Annotated in this window: 21 protein-coding genes, 1 other RNA gene and 1 other annotated feature; of the genes, 1 reads left to right on the forward strand and 21 read right to left on the reverse strand. The window is 34.9% G+C overall.

Annotated features, from left to right (window positions below):
• The 12 genes from dnaX to JF76_RS10510 all read right to left on the reverse strand — a co-directional run bounded on the left by dnaX (nucleotide 1) and on the right by JF76_RS10510 (nucleotide 10145).
• Nucleotides 1-1806: a DNA polymerase III subunit gamma/tau gene (gene dnaX, locus JF76_RS06895; RefSeq protein WP_045928392.1), complete on the reverse strand. Its 1806-nt coding sequence runs from the start codon at nucleotides 1804-1806 to the stop codon at nucleotides 1-3.
• Between the two features lie 57 nt (nucleotides 1807-1863).
• Nucleotides 1864-1957, reverse strand: an RNA gene (ffs, locus tag JF76_RS10110) — signal recognition particle sRNA small type.
• 28 nt (nucleotides 1958-1985) lie between these two features.
• Complete coding sequence (gene tadA, locus JF76_RS06900; protein ID WP_045928393.1) at nucleotides 1986-2495, reverse strand: tRNA adenosine(34) deaminase TadA; 510 nt, start codon at nucleotides 2493-2495, stop codon at nucleotides 1986-1988.
• Nucleotides 2495-3115, reverse strand: a complete 621-nt coding sequence (locus JF76_RS06905; RefSeq protein WP_045928394.1) for a class I SAM-dependent methyltransferase — start codon at nucleotides 3113-3115, stop codon at nucleotides 2495-2497. Before JF76_RS06905 ends, tadA begins: the two co-directional genes overlap by 1 nt.
• Nucleotides 3116-3233: 118 nt before the next feature.
• Nucleotides 3234-4004 carry a hypothetical protein gene (locus JF76_RS06910; RefSeq protein ID WP_045928395.1) on the reverse strand — a complete coding sequence of 257 codons (771 nt, stop codon included), beginning with the start codon at nucleotides 4002-4004 and terminating at the stop codon, nucleotides 3234-3236.
• A gap of 120 nt (nucleotides 4005-4124) precedes the next feature.
• Entirely contained in the window at nucleotides 4125-5069 is a 945-nt protein-coding gene (locus tag JF76_RS06915; RefSeq protein ID WP_045928396.1) for an SLAP domain-containing protein, read from the reverse strand.
• A gap of 282 nt (nucleotides 5070-5351) precedes the next feature.
• Complete coding sequence (locus tag JF76_RS09965) at nucleotides 5352-6449, reverse strand: C40 family peptidase (protein ID WP_052697088.1); 1098 nt, start codon at nucleotides 6447-6449, stop codon at nucleotides 5352-5354.
• A gap of 75 nt (nucleotides 6450-6524) precedes the next feature.
• Nucleotides 6525-7553, reverse strand: a complete 1029-nt coding sequence (locus JF76_RS10425) for a C39 family peptidase (protein WP_045928397.1) — start codon at nucleotides 7551-7553, stop codon at nucleotides 6525-6527.
• Between the two features lie 133 nt (nucleotides 7554-7686).
• A complete protein-coding gene (locus JF76_RS09975; RefSeq protein ID WP_052697089.1) occupies nucleotides 7687-8634 on the reverse strand; it encodes an SLAP domain-containing protein in 948 nt (315 codons plus the stop codon).
• Between the two features lie 11 nt (nucleotides 8635-8645).
• Nucleotides 8646-9215 (reverse strand): L,D-transpeptidase, encoded by a 570-nt coding sequence (locus JF76_RS06935; protein WP_052697090.1) that lies wholly within the window; start codon nucleotides 9213-9215, stop codon nucleotides 8646-8648.
• Nucleotides 9216-9246: 31 nt separating this feature from the next.
• Nucleotides 9247-9849: a D-alanyl-D-alanine carboxypeptidase family protein gene (locus JF76_RS06940; protein WP_052697091.1), complete on the reverse strand. Its 603-nt coding sequence runs from the start codon at nucleotides 9847-9849 to the stop codon at nucleotides 9247-9249.
• 2 nt (nucleotides 9850-9851) lie between these two features.
• Nucleotides 9852-10145: a hypothetical protein gene (locus JF76_RS10510; protein ID WP_052697092.1), complete on the reverse strand. Its 294-nt coding sequence runs from the start codon at nucleotides 10143-10145 to the stop codon at nucleotides 9852-9854.
• Between the two features lie 250 nt (nucleotides 10146-10395).
• Between JF76_RS10510 and JF76_RS09985 the strand changes: the two genes are divergently transcribed.
• The gene (locus tag JF76_RS09985) at nucleotides 10396-11535 is read left to right on the forward strand and encodes a C40 family peptidase (RefSeq protein ID WP_052697093.1); all 1140 of its coding nucleotides are present in this window, start codon (nucleotides 10396-10398) and stop codon (nucleotides 11533-11535) included.
• Nucleotides 11536-11653: 118 nt separating this feature from the next.
• Here the strand turns inward: JF76_RS09985 and rplL are convergent, their stop codons facing one another.
• The 9 genes from rplL to rplA all read right to left on the reverse strand — a co-directional run bounded on the left by rplL (nucleotide 11654) and on the right by rplA (nucleotide 18626).
• The gene (rplL, locus tag JF76_RS06950; protein ID WP_045928398.1) at nucleotides 11654-12019 is read right to left on the reverse strand and encodes a 50S ribosomal protein L7/L12; all 366 of its coding nucleotides are present in this window, start codon (nucleotides 12017-12019) and stop codon (nucleotides 11654-11656) included.
• Nucleotides 12020-12060: 41 nt separating this feature from the next.
• Nucleotides 12061-12570, reverse strand: a complete 510-nt coding sequence (rplJ, locus tag JF76_RS06955; protein ID WP_045928399.1) for a 50S ribosomal protein L10 — start codon at nucleotides 12568-12570, stop codon at nucleotides 12061-12063.
• A gap of 39 nt (nucleotides 12571-12609) precedes the next feature.
• Nucleotides 12610-12733, reverse strand: a sequence feature (ribosomal protein L10 leader region).
• A 33-nt stretch (nucleotides 12734-12766) separates the two neighbouring features.
• Nucleotides 12767-13435: a phosphate signaling complex protein PhoU gene (gene phoU, locus JF76_RS06960; protein WP_045928400.1), complete on the reverse strand. Its 669-nt coding sequence runs from the start codon at nucleotides 13433-13435 to the stop codon at nucleotides 12767-12769.
• 15 nt (nucleotides 13436-13450) lie between these two features.
• Nucleotides 13451-14206, reverse strand: coding sequence for a phosphate ABC transporter ATP-binding protein PstB (gene pstB / locus JF76_RS06965; protein WP_045928401.1), 756 nt, complete (start codon nucleotides 14204-14206; stop codon nucleotides 13451-13453).
• A 14-nt stretch (nucleotides 14207-14220) separates the two neighbouring features.
• A complete protein-coding gene (pstB, locus tag JF76_RS06970) occupies nucleotides 14221-15021 on the reverse strand; it encodes a phosphate ABC transporter ATP-binding protein PstB (protein ID WP_045928402.1) in 801 nt (266 codons plus the stop codon).
• Between the two features lie 10 nt (nucleotides 15022-15031).
• The gene (gene pstA / locus JF76_RS06975; RefSeq protein WP_045928403.1) at nucleotides 15032-15925 is read right to left on the reverse strand and encodes a phosphate ABC transporter permease PstA; all 894 of its coding nucleotides are present in this window, start codon (nucleotides 15923-15925) and stop codon (nucleotides 15032-15034) included.
• Nucleotides 15926-15932: 7 nt separating this feature from the next.
• Nucleotides 15933-16925, reverse strand: a complete 993-nt coding sequence (gene pstC / locus JF76_RS06980; protein ID WP_034980330.1) for a phosphate ABC transporter permease subunit PstC — start codon at nucleotides 16923-16925, stop codon at nucleotides 15933-15935.
• 1 nt (nucleotide 16926) lies between these two features.
• Nucleotides 16927-17793: a phosphate ABC transporter substrate-binding protein PstS family protein gene (locus tag JF76_RS06985; protein ID WP_045928404.1), complete on the reverse strand. Its 867-nt coding sequence runs from the start codon at nucleotides 17791-17793 to the stop codon at nucleotides 16927-16929.
• A 140-nt stretch (nucleotides 17794-17933) separates the two neighbouring features.
• A complete protein-coding gene (gene rplA, locus JF76_RS06990) occupies nucleotides 17934-18626 on the reverse strand; it encodes a 50S ribosomal protein L1 (protein ID WP_045928405.1) in 693 nt (230 codons plus the stop codon).
• Between the last annotated feature and the right edge of the window lie 4 nt (nucleotides 18627-18630).

The following is an 18630-nucleotide window of genomic DNA, read 5'->3' on the forward strand; positions in this document are numbered from 1 at the left end:
TTAGTCTTTAACATTTACTGTGTCACCAAATAACTCTTTAGCTTTTTCTACAACCTGGTTGCTTGACTCGTGTTGTTCAGGTCCTGAATCTGATTGTTTTTGCTTGTTAAGCAGTTCTTTACCATGCTTTTGCAAAAATTCTGTCCGCACAGTAGACCAGTCTTCATCAGGTACAAGCACTATTTCATAGCTATGCTTAGTAAATTTAGCAATTTCATCTGTCAATACAATTAATAAATTACCATCTTCACTGGCTTTTTCAAACCAAAGAGTATATTTGCATTTCATTACTACCTGTTCTGAACTGGCTGCAACAGGTTCTAGCACATCTAGCAAAGCACGTTGTGATACTCCTAAAACTGATTGCAGATCAGGCCAAACATTTTTGATAGCTACAAGATCATCCTTTGTGGCATTTTCTAAGACATGATAAACCTGTTTCCGATTTTGCTCATTAGCCTTTTTTCTACTTCTGACTGTTTTTTTAGGTTTGGGAGCAGTTTTTGCTTTGGAATTTTTACTTTTATTAGTATCAATTCGATCAGAAACGGCACTATCAAGATGAAAAATCTTATCGCTATTTTGAGTTTGCTTTTTGCTTAAATTAGAAACTTTTTTAGTTAAGTTTGAAACCTGCTTTTTTAGTGCCTCTAATTCACTTGTCAAATCAGTATTTGCATTCTTTTGACTTTCTGAACTAGCCAAAACATTTTCAGAATCTACTTTGCTATTTTGTTCGCCAGCACATTCCACTAAAAACACCTCTAGTGGAATCTGTTGCTGATTAGTATAGCGTAAATCATTCAATGCAGTATTAGCTGATGCAATTACTTGAAAATAGCGGTCAGAATTTACATCTTGTATCTTTTTTATAAAGTCAGCATTCAAAAAGTTTTTCTGACTATTGTCTTTTGTTTTGACAGCCATTAATGCATTAGTCGCCATTTCAATGAGCTCATCTAAAATGTTTTTTGAACTGGCACCATTTGCAAGTTCTGTCTGCGCCAAAGACAATGCTTCAGTTGCATCATTATTCAAAATTGCCAATAAAATTTGTTCGATCTTTTCTTTATCGGCAAAACCGGTAATTTCAAGAGCCGCATCATATTCAACTTTATTTTTATCAAAACTTAAAAGCTGATCTAAAATGCTTAAGGCATCCCTCATACCACCATCAGCTACCTGAGCAATTACGGCTAAGGCTTTTTCATCATAACTGATTTTTTCTTGCTCAAGAATATACTTCATTCTTTGTTCAAGGTCAGCCTGAGTTATACGCTTAAAATTATAACGTTGAGTCCTTGATATGATGGTTGCTGGCACTTTTTGCAATTCCGTAGTGGCCAGAATGAAAACAACATGCTCTGGCGGTTCTTCTAATGTTTTAAGTAAAGCATTAAAAGCACCCATAGACAACATGTGGACCTCATCTATGATATAAACTTTATATTTGCCCTGAGTTGGGGCATACTTAACTTTATCTCTAATATCACGTATTTCATCAACGCCATTGTTGGAAGCTGCATCAATCTCCATAATGTCTGCCATCGCGCCCTTGTCGGCTGCAAGACAATTAGCACACTTGTTGCATGGCTCACCATCCTGCAGATTGCTACAATTCAATGCCTTAGCCAAAATTTTTGCACATGAAGTTTTCCCAGTACCACGTGGTCCAGCAAACAAAAAAGCATGGGAGATTGTACCTCGCTTAATTGCATTTTTCAAAGTATCCGTAATATCATCTTGACCAATCACACTATCGAAAGTGCGGGGTCTCCATTTGCGGTATAACGCTTGATAAGCCATTGATCAGTCTTCCCTAGTAAAAAACTCTTAACTCTTTCGAAAGAGTTAAGAGTTTGTAATTGTCTAATAAAAGGCACATGCCCGAGCAACCTTAGTGCTGCTACCTTCCGGTCCTGACACGCTTTGGAGGTCAAACATTGCCCATAAGATATATTAACGTATTTTAAGGTATTTTTCCACTAATTTGCGAAATTTTTGCCGGAGTCCTTTGCTGCTTTTTGTTTTTGTCTAATATCTTTAAAAAAATTTTTTAGCATCTGGCTTGACTCTTCGCGGTATAGTCCCCGAATAACGTTAGGGTGATGATTAAACTTTTCAATATCAAAAAGGTTAACAACACTACCGGCTGCACCAGCTTTAGGGTCAAGTGCCCCAAAATATACGTTCTTAAGACGAGAATTGATAATTGCACCAGCACACATGGGACAGGGTTCCAAGGTAACAAAAAGACTGCAGTCTATTAAACGCCAAGTACCAAGTTTATTGCAAGCATCCCTGATAGCAATCATTTCAGCATGTTGAGTCGCGTCTTGGTCCAATTCGCGCCGATTAAAGCCTTCCCCGATAACTTGCCCATCGGGAGCTACCACAATCGCACCAATTGGAACTTCTCCTAAATTTTGGGCTTTTTTTGCTTGCTGAAAAGCTAATTGCATAAAGTCTTTTTTTTTTGCACTTGAAAATGACATTAATTATTCACCGCCTGCAAAACATAGTAACCTTTATCTCTTTTTAAAATGGTACAGTTGCCAAAAGTTTTTGTTAATAATTTACGGGCACTCGGCTCACCCTGTTTTTTTTGAATTACTACTAGTAAAACCCCATCACTTACCAAATGATTTTTCGCACCAGACAGAATATTGGAAACAACTTTTTTACCAGCTCGAATCGGTGGATTAGTCAGAATTAAGCCATATTTCTTTGCTGATGAAATATTGCTATAAATATCAGAGGAAAAAATAGCAACATTATCTATATGGTTAAGCTCAGCATTCTTTTTTGCTAGATCTAATCCACGCTGGTTAACGTCTATCATTTCTACTGTTTGCTTTGGCCAAAATTTAGCTGCAAAAAGACCGATTGGTCCATATCCGGTGCCAACATCTAAAATATTGTTTTGAGGAAAATCAACATCAAGCATTTTCTTAATTAAAACACCTGAACCATAATCCACGCGTAATTTCGAAAAAACTCCAGCATCAGTAGTAAATTTGAGATCAATGCCGTTAACTTGATAGTCAATTATATGCTCATCATGCTGAGAAGTGGGGTTCTCAGTAAAATACATTTGGTTTTGTTTTTCAGTCATAATTCGCTCATTTCTAAAACCTTATCCAGATAATTTTAGCGGACATCTAAATTTTTGCAAATATAAAAAAACTAATTATGTTTAAAAGATGTTTTCCAACATAATTAGTTTCTTGGTTTTAGTAAATACCGTAAAGCATGCGAAACTTCACATAGTTTTTATATTTTTTAAATTTATCTATTTTAAAGAATATATAATGATAGCCGTAACTGGGATCATTTATCTCAACATCACCAAAACGAACTGTATCCATAAAATCAGCTACGGTATCTTTCATAGTATCAGAGGTATCAATCTTCCAATTCTGATAAAAGTGTTTTTGCTTTTTAGATGCAAGAAAATCTGTTTCGTTACCCTTTTTTAATTTAAAACCACCTTTTGGATCAATAAAGTCTTTATAAAAAGCTTTAAGTAAAATGTTAGGAGTTAATTTAATTCTTTTGACCTTGATATTCTGCTTTTTCTTAAAAGCTATGCCATGAATTATTGCATTATCCCTAGTTTTATAGTGCATGATGAAGTTACCTTTTGAAAAGTCTGCACTAACCGCGTGAGCCTTTAATTGTTTAAATCTCGGATAATATGAAGATTTAACTGGTTTCATATTTTTAGTGTATTTGGTATATCCACTATGATCGGTGACAACATAGCCATTCATATGAATCCAAGGATTCTTAGCATAGGCTTTTTTAGAGGCCTTTTTTTGTAATTTATAGCAGTAATCATACTTTTTAGGATGTTTTTTTGGAATTAGATGCTTAAGGCTATGAAAATTGTATTCATTATAGGAAGCCTTTATTTCAGAACTTTTTGCAGTAAACGGCAAGGCTAGACTGACTAACCCTATAGTTATGTAAGCCAAAATTTTGGCAGTTTTAAGATGCTTCATTTTTACCTCAAAGGACGTTTAATATTATTGAAATTATAGTTGCTAAATTTTTTGGCTAATTTTTTAGTTTCAAAGTAACCCATACTAAAACTGGATTATATCTTAACCTACAATTAGAAACTAACGAATTAACCCTTTAATAATTGAAGGGTTAACGCCGTCAAACATGCCTTTAGTATCTGATAAATTACTGATATCCCAGCCATTTAAGTTGAGCTCAATCAAACCACTATCACCAAAGAACATATTTGATGTAGTAACGTCATCTTCATGTTCTAAAGCGTACAGATCCCAACTACTAAGATCTAATTTTTCTAACTTTGGATCATTAGCAAATAATTCATCAAAGTTTTTACATTGTCCAGCATATACTCTTTCGAGACCAGTAATGTCACGCAAATTCGCAAAGTTAGCAAAAGTGCTCCCTGCATAATCTACACTTAAAGAAACATTTGTATCTATACTAATGTGTTCTACTTCGCTAATTGCTAAGCTCCGACCTCTATTTAATTTTGCACCGTTTATTTTTTCAGCAATACCATCGTTATAATCACCAAGAGTATTATTTTCACCATACGCAGAAATGTGTACTGTCCTAGTTGCTGGAGAATATGTTAAGTTACAATCACCAAATTCACCCACTTTATATAATTTACTTGATGAAGAATCGTCTTCTACGGGCTTACTAGTAGAACTATTGTTATCTTTAGAATTTGAAACATTGTTTGGTAATTTAGACTTTATAAATTTAGCATTTGCAGCGACAATGTATAAACCACTGCCTATTCTGTAATATTTACGATGTTTAATATATTTTGTGCCATAAACTTTTACTCGTTTATCCTTTTTGTAAGCTTTTAATTCTAAGCGGTGACCTTTTTTATTATAAATATATGCTTTCTTTGTCAACTTAGCTTTTTTTGCTGAAGCTGCTTGAACTGTCTGAATGCTTTGTGACTGCTTTGGCAAAATAGTTAAGGCAGTTCCCCCAAGTAGTCCTAAAATTGTGGCATTTAATATTAATTTTCTGCTCAATTGATGCTTTTTATTATAATTAGAGTTCATTTCTAAAGTTCTCCTTCATCTAAAATTATATTAACTAGTTGCACCTTAAATTTTATTTCTTAAGTTTTAATTAAGCAACATAAATCACATTATAATTTGATAATTTTTTAAAAACAATTTATTTTAGTATATACAAGAATAAATATATACGTTAAGCATAATTTTTCCATCAATGTTTTCGCACTATGCCTGTACTACATTAATCAAAAAAACACTAAACTAATAAATAGTCTAGTGCTAAAAATTCATTTTAAGCATTCTGAAAAAATAGCTTAAATTTTTCTATGACATTTGATGAACCTTTTGAATTTTTGTTACTGGAAATACACGTTTAGCATAATAGTATGGGCGGAAATTGGCATTCCATACTGTTACGCCAGCATTAGGCCAAGAATGTAAGACTTTATTATTGCCTAAATAAATCCCTACGTGATAACAAGTTGGCTTTGGTTGACCATAAAAAATTAAATCCCCCCGCTTTAATTTATTAAGGCTAACCGTTTGCAAAGTCGGACTTTGAACAAATGAACGACAGCCCCATTCATGAGTAGCATGCCATCTCGGGTTAGCAGGAGAGGGATCAATTCCTGTTGCATACATACATTGCATTACTAAACCAGAACAATCTACAGAGGTTCCTGGTTTTTTAGTAGTAAAATCAACCCAAGCTGTACCAGCATTCTTATATTGGTAACCACGCTTGATAAAAGCATTAACATAATCATTTCTGGTAGAAGCATAGTTTAAGCTTTTATCAAGTGGACTGGTATAGAAACCCTTGAGATGCAAACTCTTCATATGTAATTGGCGATACCTTTTTGGTATTTGATAACGCCTAACAGTATTTATAGTAATTTTGTTACTCTTAGCTGCTGTAGCATCTTTTGTTTTAGGAGCATAAAGTCTCCAGGTTGAATGTTTGTGATGATACCAAGATGAAGGATAAGTTATTTTAAAGGTTCCCTCTTTATTTGTTGAAAACTTTTGAACATTAACGTATTTTTTGCCGTTCCATTTTTGCAAACTGACTGATCTTTTTTCATGGCTATTTAATGCTACTTGATCAGTAATTTTATCGCCCGCTGTCCATTTAAATCTTGTATGTAATTTGTTAAATTTGGTTTTAATTTTTTCAGGTGCTTTAGGCTCTTCTGTGGGTTTATTCGAATTTTCAGTATCACCTGTATTATCAGATTGGTTAGAACCGTCAGCGTTATTTGTCTCATTGGTATCATTAGTTAACTGACTATCTTGATTATTTTGTGATTCATCAGTTACTGGTGATCCACTAGTTTGTGCACTAACAACTGAAGTAGTACCAATATTTGCAATTAGAGTAATAGCAGCAATGCCCAAAAATAATTGCTTTTTATATTTCATATTCTTTCCTCTTTTTCAAAAAATAAGATACAAAATAATAATATCATAAAACTATTATTAGAGCGTTAAAACATTTTAATAGCTCAGCGCTCTGTACCCATCTCGACTCCAATAGCTGATGAAGTCAGCACTATTAATTTGAGCTTTGGTCCCTGTCCACGGATCATTGTAGTACAGTTGTTGATTATGATATCCAGTCAAAGTAAGTGCATGATTAGAAAAACCATCCATACCATTAACCCAAACAACTACTAAGTGAGAGTGTAGCAATTTATTTTTAATTGCACTTAACCCACAACTAGTCATAATTTTAGCCTTGCCCAGATATTTTTTGACAACGCCCTTTAATCCACCAGGTGCTACCCAATAGCCTGCCGGATAAGCTTTGTAAGGAGAACCGATAAAACCTTTGTTGGGATTACTGCTACGAGGAGTTTCATTAGCAATTTTTAATTTAGACACTTTTTTACCAGCAAAATTAATCATCATTGTAGCTGCTGTCATTTCGCACCCAGTTGGTAATTCCGGTCTTTGACAAATACATTTAGCATAGTTTTTTATGCCCTTGACTACTCCCTTTTTAATCCAATAATAGGCTTTCTTGGTAGATACTGATTTCTCACTTCTTTTACCGTTAGTCATATAGTAGCTGTAGGTAGATTTACGCGGTGTTTTTCTTAGTCCACTTAGCAAAACACCGTGTTTATTAAACAAGTAATGGTATTTTTTTAATTTTACAAGTCCTTTGACTTTTTTGTTATTTTTGTAAAAATATTTTTTCTTTCCCCTTTTGATCCAACCCTGTTTAATTTTGGGTTTTACCTGTGGAGTCTTTTTATTTTGCTCTTTTTTCGGCGTTTCATTATCAGTATTCTGCTTATTTTGGTCACTATTACTATCTACGGTTTTATTATCATTTGCACTAGAACCAGCATTATCATTATTTTTGATATCAGATTTGTTTTTATCATTAGTATTATTATTTTGAGCATTAACTGTAGTATCTTCAGAATAGCCACTGGAGTCCGCTTTTACGGTATTTGCTGCCTGAGTCTCAAACAATGAAATAATAAATACTAGCCAAAAAATATATCTTTTTTTCATTATATTTACCTTTAATAATATGAGTTATATTGCGGATATATTCAGTTTGTTGGACATATTAGAACTATTAATTAAACAACTTATTAGAACAATACTAATTCATTGCCACTAGATAGCTTTTAAAAATACGTCTTTAATATATAACGCCAACTGAAGAAAAAATCTGGCCACTCTTTTTATCTGCTAACGCACCAAGACCAATTGTTTTATCGTTAGGAGCAAGCAAAATATCTCGATGTCCCCAATTAGACTGCGCATCATTATAAATATATTCATAAAGCATGTTATCAGCAACCAAAGCACTGCTTGCAGTATTTTTAGCATTAATCAGCTCGTTATTTGAGCGATCTATGGTTGCACCCCAAGGAAACATTGCTAGACATTCAGCAGTAGTTTTACGCACGATACCTGCTTTATTGAAAAAATCATTCAAAATAAAATTACCGGCAGAATCATTATGGGAAAAATTATCAGGCAATAATTTGGTTCTTTCCTGTACAACTTCATCCAGATGAGAATCTTCCGTCACTGGGCTTAACCCACGTTTTGTTCTCTCATTATTCAACTCTTTTAAGAATTCCTGTCTAAATTCACTGATTGAAAAATCAGCAATTGAGGAATTATTTTGAGCAGGTTGTGTTGTGCCTGTATTAGCTGAACTTGCTGGTTTATTAGTATCTACTGGATTGGCAGAATTACCTGAATTAGATTGAGTAGGTTGATTTACAGGCTGTTTTTGTGGCTTTTTAACTTTTGACTTAATATTTGCAACATCTTTTACCAGAACAAATCTATTTTTAGTTACAAGATAGAATTTTTTCCCTTTTATTTTCTTAGCTTTTTTAACAACTGTTAGCTTCTTGCCCTTTTTTAAAATCTTTTTCTTTAACTTCTTGCCTTTTTTATTATAGTAATATGTTCTTTTTTTGACTTTTACCCTTTTAACAGCTGGTGCTTTCAAAACCACACTGCTGGAAACTTTCTTAGCTTCTGTGGTCGTTGAGCCAAAAGACAGACCGCTTGCCATGCTTGTAAAAGTTAATAGTACTGCGACAGTTTTACGATAATTAAATTTTTTCATTGCTTTCTCCTTTATTTAATAATAACTCTTAGTCCAGTTGGTGCTTTTTGATAAAACCATTTTGCATCGCTTGTGCTTAAATGAATACAACCATGAGAGGTTGGCTTTTTACCTAATTTGTTAGCTACCTTTTTAATTAATTTATGATGAATATTCCGCGGATTTTCATGAAAAAGATATAAACCACCTTGCAGCCAACCTACTGCAAATCTTGCACCCATTTTCTCACTGGCAGAATAAAACCACGGTGCCCGATAAGTATTAATACGAAAATGTCCCTTAGGTGTTGAGTTATGTGCTCCAGTTGAAACATAAAATTCGTATCTGGTTTTGTGACCACGAATCAAATACGCGCGTTGCTTTTTTAATGAAACTACTATCTTATCTTTTTTAGCGCTCATCCCTTGAGGATATGGTTTAATTTCAGAAGATTTAGTATAACTAATCGGTTTACGCATATATTCTCGTGGAATTTCACTAACGGATTTTGCAAAGATTTTCTTTTGCCCAAAATTTAATATGAATCCGCCAATAATAATTAAAAAGCAAACTATTACAAATTTATTCTTTTTTATTTTCACTATCTATTACTCACCTTCTTTAATATGTCGACTAACTACGATGCTTATACGTAAATTTTACTAATTTATTGGCATCCGAAAACTCATTTTTGTCATGCAGTACAACTACAATTCTTCCAGTGCCTTTTTTATAGCTACCAACAAAACAATAGCCTGAGCGTGGCGTCCAACCTGTTTTCATACCGTCTGTTTTTAAGGATTTAACGTTATACTTACGACCAGGTAACGTATCATTATAGTTATGTAATTTCTGGCCTGCCACATACATCTCAGGTGTGGCAAAAAATTTCATCAAACTGGGATAATCATGAGCAACATGATAACCAATTATTGCTAGATCTTTTGCTGACAATAAGTTTCCTGAACTCCAAGCACCTTTAACATAATACCCATAAGGTGCTAAATCACTGTTTTCAAGCCCTGAAGCTGATACGAAATTTGCAGAAAGATGCCATAGCTTTGCTTGTTTATTCATCATTGTGATGAATTTCTTATTTGAACCTGCAACCCATTGACCCAATCGAATTGCAGAGTTATTGTCGGAATCAATTATTGCTGAAGACATGATCTCTTTGACAGTATACTTTTTTCCTTTTTTTACATGAAAGCAGTTAAGGTTGGGATTCTTGGCCATTTTTACCAAAGGGCTGGAAAACTTGAGCTTTTTTTCCAATCATGCGGATTACGGGCAAGCTTGCGTCTGGCTAAATAAATTGTCATTAGTTTCCCAGTAGATGCTGTTAAATAGCACTTCTTCGCATTTTTTGCCAACAGTATTTCTCCAGTCTTACGATCCAAAACTAGGTAAGCTTTTGCTTTGGTTTTAGGCTTTTTTCCATGAATATACTTAGTATATTTGCCAACTGATTGGTCTTGATTGTGACTATAAACTGTAGTTTTATGTTTTTTCTTTTTAGTTTTTTGATCCACTTTATTGTTTGCACTATTGCTGTCAATTTGAATGGTTTCATCAGCCTGAACTACAGAAGCGCTAACAAAAAAGCTGCTATTATAGAAAAAAGTCCAAAAATAAACTTATTTTTGACTTGCACCTATACCTCCCTAAACATTTTCAAATTTAAAATTACAAGTGATATTTTAAAATTAATTAACTATAAATTTCATTATATTATAAAATGGTAAATGTAGTTAAATTTTTTTAAAATTGATTGGAGCTAAAATGTTAAGCAAATCCAAATTATTTTTAGTGGCTATCAGCATATTGCTTATGAGCACATTTATTTTTAATGAAAGAGTTTCTGCTGCAACTACTAATACACCAAGTATTGTTGATCAGCAGAACAATGAGCAAAAAGAGCAAACTCAATCTAATTCTGACACTAGTGATGATTCTAATTCTGACAATAATCAGATAGAAGATTCTAATACGAACGATAATAACTCTGGTTCAAACGGGGCAATTAACACTAATAAAAAGCACAAAAAAGTGCCAAAGGTTGTCTATTCTAAGAAAAAAGGTAGTGGTAAAATTTACCAAACCCATTATCGCTTTAGTAAAACATTAACTGGCAAAAAGCTTTCAGCCAAAAATTGGTATAAAAGACAAATTAGTTACAGCAAATTAGCCAAAACTAACAAAGGGACTTTTGTTAAAACAAAGTACGGATGGTTAAATAAAAAAGCTTTCAATCAGTTTCTATTAACTAAAAATAAAATCAATTATAAAATGAAAATTGTCAGAAATGCCAAATTGTATAACTTACCTGCCCACACTAATGATGCCAGAAAAATAGGAACTAGCAAAAATTTGCATTTGAAGAATAAATGGGTTCATGTCAATATGATTGCCCATACTAACTTGTATGCAGTATATTATCGTTTTAAACATCGGGGACAAAATTATTGGATTTTAGGCCAAAATATCAAATATAATTTAAAGGCTCTAGAAGGCAACAAAAAGTCTCTTGAACGCACTATCAAAATCGGTGAAAAAATGATTGGTCATTCCAAATATGACGAAAAATCAAGACATTTTGACTGTTCTAGTTTTATGAATTATCTTTTTACTAAAGCAGGCCATCATCTAGGATCAACCACATTTAGTCAATGTTATAATGGCAAACCCGTTAATTATAAAAACAAAAAACGTGGCGATCTCATTTTCTTCGATGATAAAGACGATGGTCATTTAGCCCATGTTGGAATGTACCTCGGAAAAGGATTATTTTTACATGATAGTCCATACACTGACAACGGTGGGGTTGGAGTTTCCAGTCTGCAAGACAATTTCTGGAACTCACGCAATTCAAAGTATTTATCAGTTCACTATCCTGATGGTATTGTCAGAAGAATTATGTAAAAAAATTATTAAAAGCCTTTAGCTTAAGTCCAATTTTAATAAAATCTCTTGAAAAATAAAAAGACGTATTTGCAAATTGCAAATACGCCTTTTTTTAACTTGTCCAATTGGACTACAATTATTTCAATGTAACTGTAGCACCAACATCTTCAAGCTTAGATTTAATGTCGTTAGCTTCATCCTCAGAAACGCCTTCCTTAACGTTCTTAGGAGCGCCATCAACAAGATCTTTTGAGTCCTTAAGACCAAGTCCGGTAATATCACGAACTGCCTTAATAACCTTAACTTTTTCTTGGCCAGCTTCTGTCAATTCAACATCAAATGTTGACTTAGCAGCAGCTTCGCCGCCTGCAGCACCTGCAGCAGCAACTGGAGCAGCAGCAGAAACACCAAATTCATCTTCAATAGCCTTTACCAGGTCATTTAATTCAAGAATTGAAGCACCTTTTAAGTCTTCAATAATCTTATCAGTATCTAAAGCCATACTTATTTATCCTCCGAAATTTTAGATATAAATTATTTTATTTATTCTGCAGATTCATCTTTTGAATCAGCAACAGCCTTAACAGCATATGCGAAATTGCGAACAGGGGCTTGTAATACAGAAACAAGCATTGACAGTAAGCCTTCGCGACCAGGAATGGCAGCAAGTTCCTTGATTTCTTCTTTAGAAGTCAATTTACCTTCTAACATACCACCCTTAATGTCGATAACATCATAATCATCTTCGTATTTTGAAACGATACGAGCTGGTTCGGTAATGTCATCAGCATTATCAGTATAAATTACAGCAGTAGGACCTACAAAAGTCTCATCAAGACCTTCTATACCGGCCTTAGCAGCAGCACGTCTTAAGTAAGTATTCTTAACAACCTTCATGTTAACATCGTTTTCACGAAGTTCCTTACGCATGTTAGTAACTTCTTCAACAGTTAAACCCAAGTAGTTAATTATTAAGATTGCTTTAGCAGCTTTAAGTTCTTCAGCAAACGCATCAACAAACTTTTCTTTTTCAGCAATAGCAGCTTTACTCAATCGATTTCACCTCCATCAAATTTAATAATAAATTCCATCAGGCCCAAATAAAAACTCCATGCCAAGAAAGACATGGAGCTTTAAACTCATCAATATCTTCTGGCCTCGGCGGGAAATTAAGGCGTCATGCCACCCGAGTCTTAGGTAGAATTTACTTTATTAAATATAACAGGATTATATTTTAAATGCAAGTCAATTATTTCTTTTTAGGTTTAATTAACTCAAATAATTCACCTGAAGTTTTGTAAATTACCCAACTGGCCAAGTTCACAATATGATCACTTATTCTCTCTAGTAATCTGATGATAACAAAGTAACTGGCAGAAGCTACAGCGGCGTCAGGTTCTTGTTCTACACCATCTATAATCATTTGTCTGGCATTCTTATAATCTTTAAAAACCTTAGCATGTCCAAGTACCATTTTTCTAGCATCTTTTTCATTTTCTTGAACATAAGCAGTTAACACTTGTACCAACATTTCACGCACTTGATGGGTCATGTTGGAAATTACTTTTTCAACTTCTGGCAGACGTGGATTACCTTTGACTCTGACAGTTTCAACGGCAATACTGTTTGCATTTTCGCCAATTCTTTCTAAGTCCGTTGTAGCTTTTAAGATACTAATAACAACGCGAAAATCTGTCGCAACCGGCTGTTGCAATGCCATTAATTCCAAAGCCTTTTTTTCAATTTTAACTGCTTCTTTTGCGACTTCCTTGTCTTCGGCAATCATTTCTTGCGCCGTCTTTTTATCATGTTCAACGAATGAACGCGTACCCTTGTCAATCAAATCATTGACCAAGACTCCCATTTCCATAAACTGAGCGTTCAACTTTTTCAGTTCATCTAAAAATATTTCGTGCATAATCCACCTCCAAAATTAGCCAAAACGGCCGTTAAGATAATTGTTTGTCATTTCTTTTTTAGGTGACAAGAACATTTCTTGTGTCGAACCTGATTCAATCAATTCACCATTCATTAAAAAAGCTACCTGATCTGAAACCCGACTCGCCTGTTGCAAGTTGTGTGTCACCATAATAAAAGTATATTTCTGTTTCAAAGCCATTAACGTTTCTTCAATTTCTGAACTTGATATTGGATCTAAAGCAGATGTCGGCTCATCAAGTAAAACAACTTCCGGTCTGATTGCCAGAGCCCGAGCTATACAAATACGTTGCTGTTGTCCTCCTGAAAAAGCAAGAGCATTACGCTGCAAACTGTCTTTAGTTTCATTCCAAATTGCAGCTTGCTTCAAACTTTCTTCAACACGCTGTTCAATCAAATCTTTATCTTTAACACCAGCTATGCGTAAACCATAAGCTACATTATCAAAGACGGAAAACGGAAACGGCGTGGGCTGTTGAAACACCATTCCCACCTTCTTACGTAAAGCAACTAAATCAATATGAGAATGATAAATATCTTTTCCTTCCAAAAGTATCTCACCAGTAATATTAATATCGTCAATATCATCATTCATACGATTTAAACAGCGCAAAAAGGTAGATTTGCCACAGCCAGATGGTCCAATTAAGGCAGTCAATTTTTGAGCGGGAAAAGCTAAACTTATACCATGTAAAGCTTCAAAACTGCCATACTTAAGTTTAACATTTTTAGCCTCCATCACATTTGTCATCAATAACGCCACCTTTATCCAAAACTACCCTGAATGTACTTCTCAGTAATTTCACCTTGAGGGTTGGTGAAAATATTTGTAGTAGTATCATATTCTAACGCATGTCCCAAGTGAAAGAATGCTGTATATTCACTAATTCTTGAAGCCTGCTGCATATTATGCGTTACCATAATCATGGTATATTTCTTTCTCAACTGCTTTAAAGTATCTTCAAGCTTAGCAGTAGATACAGGATCCAAAGCACTAGCAGGCTCGTCAAGAAGTAAAATTTCGGGTTTTAGAGCAATCGCTCGCGCAATGCATAGTCTTTGCTGCTGACCCCCTGATAGTGCCAATGCACTTTGGTCGAGTTTATCCTTTACCTCATCCCATAAAGCCGCAGCTCTGAGACTTTCTTCTACAATTTGATCCAGTTTCTTTTTATTCTGCTGACCGTTTGCTTTTAAGGCATAAGTGATATTTTCTCTAATTGACTTCGGAAAAGGATTAGGCTTTTGAAAAACCATTCCAATTGCCTTCCGCAATTCATAAACATTAATTTTGTTCTGATTAACATTAAGGCCATGAAACATAATTTTGCCGTCAACTCGTGCTACCCGGTCATTCATACGATTAAGTGAACGCAAAAATGTTGATTTACCTGAACCAGATGCTCCTATTAATGCAGTAATTGTATTTTTCTTAAAGCCTAAGCTAACATCAAACAACTTTTGAACTGTACCACCATAGAAAACACTCAAATCAGTAGTTGAAATTGCACAGTCATCTTCAGGAAAGGTCTTAATGTAGGTTTTTTGTTTTTGCCAATTTTCCATAAGAACCCCTTTACTTTATTCTTGCGGCAGTAAGCCGTTTATAGATCCAGTTTCCTAGTGCTCTAGCACCGAAGTTAAAGATAATGACAACAATGACTAGCAAAGCAGAAGTAGCAGCTGAAACCACATTCACATCCGGAATTATCCCTTCAGTATTTACTTTCCAAATATGTACAGCTAGCGTTTCTGCTGGACGCATTACATTCAAAAAACTAGTAGGACTAAACATATTCCAGTTAGAATAATCAACCGTTGAACCACTTTGCCCTGCGGTATAAATCAAAGCTGCAGCTTCACCAAAAACACGTCCAGCGCTCAAAATAACACCAGTAATTATTCCTGGCAGGGCTGCTGGCAATACAATGCCGTGAATGGTCTTCCAATTAGATAAACCCAGAGCCCAGCCAGCTTCTCTTTGAGTTTGAGGAACACCTTTAATGGCTTCTTCAATATTACTAGTAAGAGTTGGCAAGTTGAAAAAAGTTAGTGCTAAAGCGCCAGCGAGAATTGAAAAGCCAAATCCGAACTGAACCACAAATAAAAGATAGCCAAACAGACCAACAACTATTGAAGGTAAAGAGCTCAAAATTTCAATCGTGGTTCTGATTAACTGAGTGAACCAGTTATCAGGAGCATATTCGGCTAAATAAATGGCAGCACCGAGTGCAATTGGCATAGAAATTAGTAAGGTAAGTAATAAAAGATAGATAGAATTAAATAATTGGTCTCTAATTCCACCGCCTGCTTCAAAAGAGGACGATTCTGAACTCAAGAAATGCCACGATAAATGCGGTAATCCCGAAACTAAGATATTACCAAGAATACCAACCAAAAGAAGTACAACGATTCCAACTAAGAAATAAATCACGCCAGTAGCAATTCTATTTGTTTTTTTTGCATTCATAATACTACTAACTCTTCTTTCCAATTAAATGTACCAAGAAATTAAATACCAGTGACATAATTAATAACAAAAGTGCCAAAGACCATAATGAATTGTTAGGCAAGGTCCCCATAACAGTATTGCCCATTTGACTAGTTAACTGACTAGTTAACGTTGCTGCTGGGCTAACCAAGTTATATGGCATTAAGACTGCATTCCCGATTGCCATTTGCACAGCTAAAGCTTCACCAAAAGCACGAGCCATACCGAAAATAACGGCCGTCATGATACGTGAGCGAGCTGCTCTCAGCACAACGTGATATATAGTCTGCCATTTCGTAGCACCAAGAGCTGCTGAAGACTTTCGCAAATCTTTGGGAATAGCTTTAAACGCATCAACAGTAAGAGAAGTGATTGTGGGCAGAACCATTACAAAAAGTATTAACGTGGCAGTCAAGATGCCAAAGCCCGTTCCACCAAAAATAGTTCTGACAGCTGGAACAACTACCATTAAGCCAATAAAGCCATAAACTACAGAAGGAATACCTACTAAGAGCTCCATTACGGATTGCAGTAACTGCACTCTCTTACCAGATTCATATTCTGTCATAAATAGTGCCACGGCAATCGAAAATGGTGTTGCAATTAGTGCTGCCAGCAGCGTTACGGCAAATGAAGTGACAATCATTGCTGCGGCACCCACATGGTTTTTACCAGCATTAGGATTCCAGTCAGTAGAAAACAGAAAATGGAAAATGTTCACTTTATTATCAATAAAGGTTGCTAACCCATGCATGCCAACAAAACCAATGATTGCAACTATTAATATTCCTATTAATATAATTGCCAAAAATGTTAATCCTCTGCCCCACCATTCTTGTCGTGTTTCTTTTGATGGCTTAGTTAAGCGATCAACATCAATATTTTTGGGATCAATACCTTTGAACTTAACATGTGGTACTTTTTGTTCGGCAAGAGCATTCTCAACAACTTGTTGTAAATCTTGTTCTTTTTTTGCCATTTTATTTACCTATCTTCGTAATTTTATTTTGACTATCACGCGCAACTTTCATTTCATGTACACTTATATAGCCAATTTTAGGAACTAAATCTTTTTGAACTTTTTTACTCAATACGTATTTAATAAAAGCTGCAGTAGCCTTATTCGGTTTACCTTTTGTATACATATGCTCATAAGACCAAAGTGGCCACTTGTTCGTGGGTATGTTTCTATTATCTGGTTGAATATTATTTATACTTATTTTTTGAATATTTTGGTCATTAGCATAGGGAAAAGAAATATAAGAAATAGTACCCGGTGTAGAATTGACAATTTTTTTGACAGTTCCATTTGAATCCTGTTCTTGAGAATTAATTGCTTCTTTTCCATTTAGAACCAAGTCCTCAAATGTCGATCGCGTACCACTTCCACGAGAACGGTTGATCACAATAATTGACTGATTTTTACCACCTACTTGACGCCAATTTTTAATTTTACCAGTAAAAATATCAGAGAGTTGTTTAGTAGATAAATTTTTAACTCCGACACCCTTGTTTGCAATTGGCACAATACCAACTACTGCCACAGGGTAATCTTCCAGTTTCCTTGCATCAATACCCTTTTGGGTCTCAGCATAAACATCTGAAGTGCCTACTTCAACAGCTCCGGCTTGAACTTGACTTAAACCAGTACCGGATCCTCCACCTTGAACTACAATGTTGCTGCTCATGTGGGCTAGGTGATAGTCATTGCCAGCTTGTTCTATTAAAGGTTGTAAGGCACTGGAGCCAACAATAGTAATTTTTTCTCGGTTTTGACTGCAACCTGTCAAAAATAGGGACATAAATAATATTAATGTCAGCAGTCTGCCTAAATTACTTTTTTTCATATAAGATTCCCTCAATTAAACAAATAAAATTTAGCTCTAGTTTATCAAAACTTTTACCTTTGACCAATCATAAATACTCATAAATAGATAAAAAAAGCAACCTGCTTAATCGCAAAGTTGCTTTAATTAATTGTTCAATTTTAGTCCAGATTTAATGGATCAAGTTTAATCCCAGGTCCAAAGGTTGCAGCTACAGCAACGCTCTTAATGTATTGGCCTTTAGCAGCAGATGGACGCGCACGTAAAATAACGTCACGCAATGCATCAAAGTTTTCAATTAATTGTTCATCAGTAAATGAAACTTTACCAATTGCTGCGTGAATAGCAGCTTGACGGTCAACACGATATTCAACCTGACCAGCTTTTACATTCTTAACGGCTTTTTCAATATCCATTGTAACGGTACCAGTCTTAGGGTTTGGCATCAAACCTTTAGGTCCAAGTACACGACCTAAACGTCCAACTTTTGCCATCATTGTTGGTGTAGCAACAACGACATCAAAGTCTAAGTAACCGTTTTGCACTTTTTCAACTAAGTCGTCAGAACCAACTTCATCAGCACCAGCAGCCTTAGCTTGTTCAGCTTGAGGACCCTCAGCAAATACAATAACTTTTTGTGTCTTACCAGTACCATTAGGCAAAACCAATGAGCCACGAATTTGTTGGTCTGCTTGTTTAGGGTCAACGCTCAAATTGTATGAAACTTCAACTGAAGCATCAAAGCCCGCGTATGAAGTTTCTTTAACTAACTTCATTGCTTCAGCAACTGAATATAATTTCTTTGAATCTACTTTTTTAGCAGCTTCTAAATATTTTTTACCATGCTTTGGCATGTGA

The organism is Lactobacillus kullabergensis (assembly GCF_000967195.1).
GTDB lineage: Bacteria > Bacillota > Bacilli > Lactobacillales > Lactobacillaceae > Lactobacillus > Lactobacillus kullabergensis.

Excerpts from the sequence above, each read along its gene's own strand:
- tadA (WP_045928393.1), bottom strand. The coding sequence starts at position 2,495 with ATGTCATTTTCAAGTGCAAAAAAAAAAGACTTTATGCAATTAGCTTTT.
- dnaX (WP_045928392.1), bottom strand. The coding sequence starts at position 1,806 with ATGGCTTATCAAGCGTTATACCGCAAATGGAGACCCCGCACTTTCGAT.
- rplL (WP_045928398.1), bottom strand. The coding sequence starts at position 12,019 with ATGGCTTTAGATACTGATAAGATTATTGAAGACTTAAAAGGTGCTTCA.
- JF76_RS06905 (WP_045928394.1), bottom strand. The coding sequence starts at position 3,115 with ATGACTGAAAAACAAAACCAAATGTATTTTACTGAGAACCCCACTTCT.
- JF76_RS06915 (WP_045928396.1), bottom strand. The coding sequence starts at position 5,069 with ATGAACTCTAATTATAATAAAAAGCATCAATTGAGCAGAAAATTAATA.
- phoU (WP_045928400.1), bottom strand. The coding sequence starts at position 13,435 with ATGCACGAAATATTTTTAGATGAACTGAAAAAGTTGAACGCTCAGTTT.
- JF76_RS09965 (WP_052697088.1), bottom strand. The coding sequence starts at position 6,449 with ATGAAATATAAAAAGCAATTATTTTTGGGCATTGCTGCTATTACTCTA.
- pstA (WP_045928403.1), bottom strand. The coding sequence starts at position 15,925 with ATGAATGCAAAAAAAACAAATAGAATTGCTACTGGCGTGATTTATTTC.
- rplA (WP_045928405.1), bottom strand. The coding sequence starts at position 18,626 with ATGCCAAAGCATGGTAAAAAATATTTAGAAGCTGCTAAAAAAGTAGAT.
- JF76_RS09975 (WP_052697089.1), bottom strand. The coding sequence starts at position 8,634 with ATGAAAAAATTTAATTATCGTAAAACTGTCGCAGTACTATTAACTTTT.
- pstB (WP_045928401.1), bottom strand. The coding sequence starts at position 14,206 with ATGACAAATGTGATGGAGGCTAAAAATGTTAAACTTAAGTATGGCAGT.
- JF76_RS06940 (WP_052697091.1), bottom strand. The coding sequence starts at position 9,849 with ATGGCCAAGAATCCCAACCTTAACTGCTTTCATGTAAAAAAAGGAAAA.
- JF76_RS10425 (WP_045928397.1), bottom strand. The coding sequence starts at position 7,553 with ATGAAAAAAAGATATATTTTTTGGCTAGTATTTATTATTTCATTGTTT.
- pstC (WP_034980330.1), bottom strand. The coding sequence starts at position 16,925 with ATGGCAAAAAAAGAACAAGATTTACAACAAGTTGTTGAGAATGCTCTT.
- pstB (WP_045928402.1), bottom strand. The coding sequence starts at position 15,021 with ATGGAAAATTGGCAAAAACAAAAAACCTACATTAAGACCTTTCCTGAA.
- JF76_RS09985 (WP_052697093.1), top strand. The coding sequence starts at position 10,396 with ATGTTAAGCAAATCCAAATTATTTTTAGTGGCTATCAGCATATTGCTT.
- JF76_RS06985 (WP_045928404.1), bottom strand. The coding sequence starts at position 17,793 with ATGAAAAAAAGTAATTTAGGCAGACTGCTGACATTAATATTATTTATG.
- JF76_RS06910 (WP_045928395.1), bottom strand. The coding sequence starts at position 4,004 with ATGAAGCATCTTAAAACTGCCAAAATTTTGGCTTACATAACTATAGGG.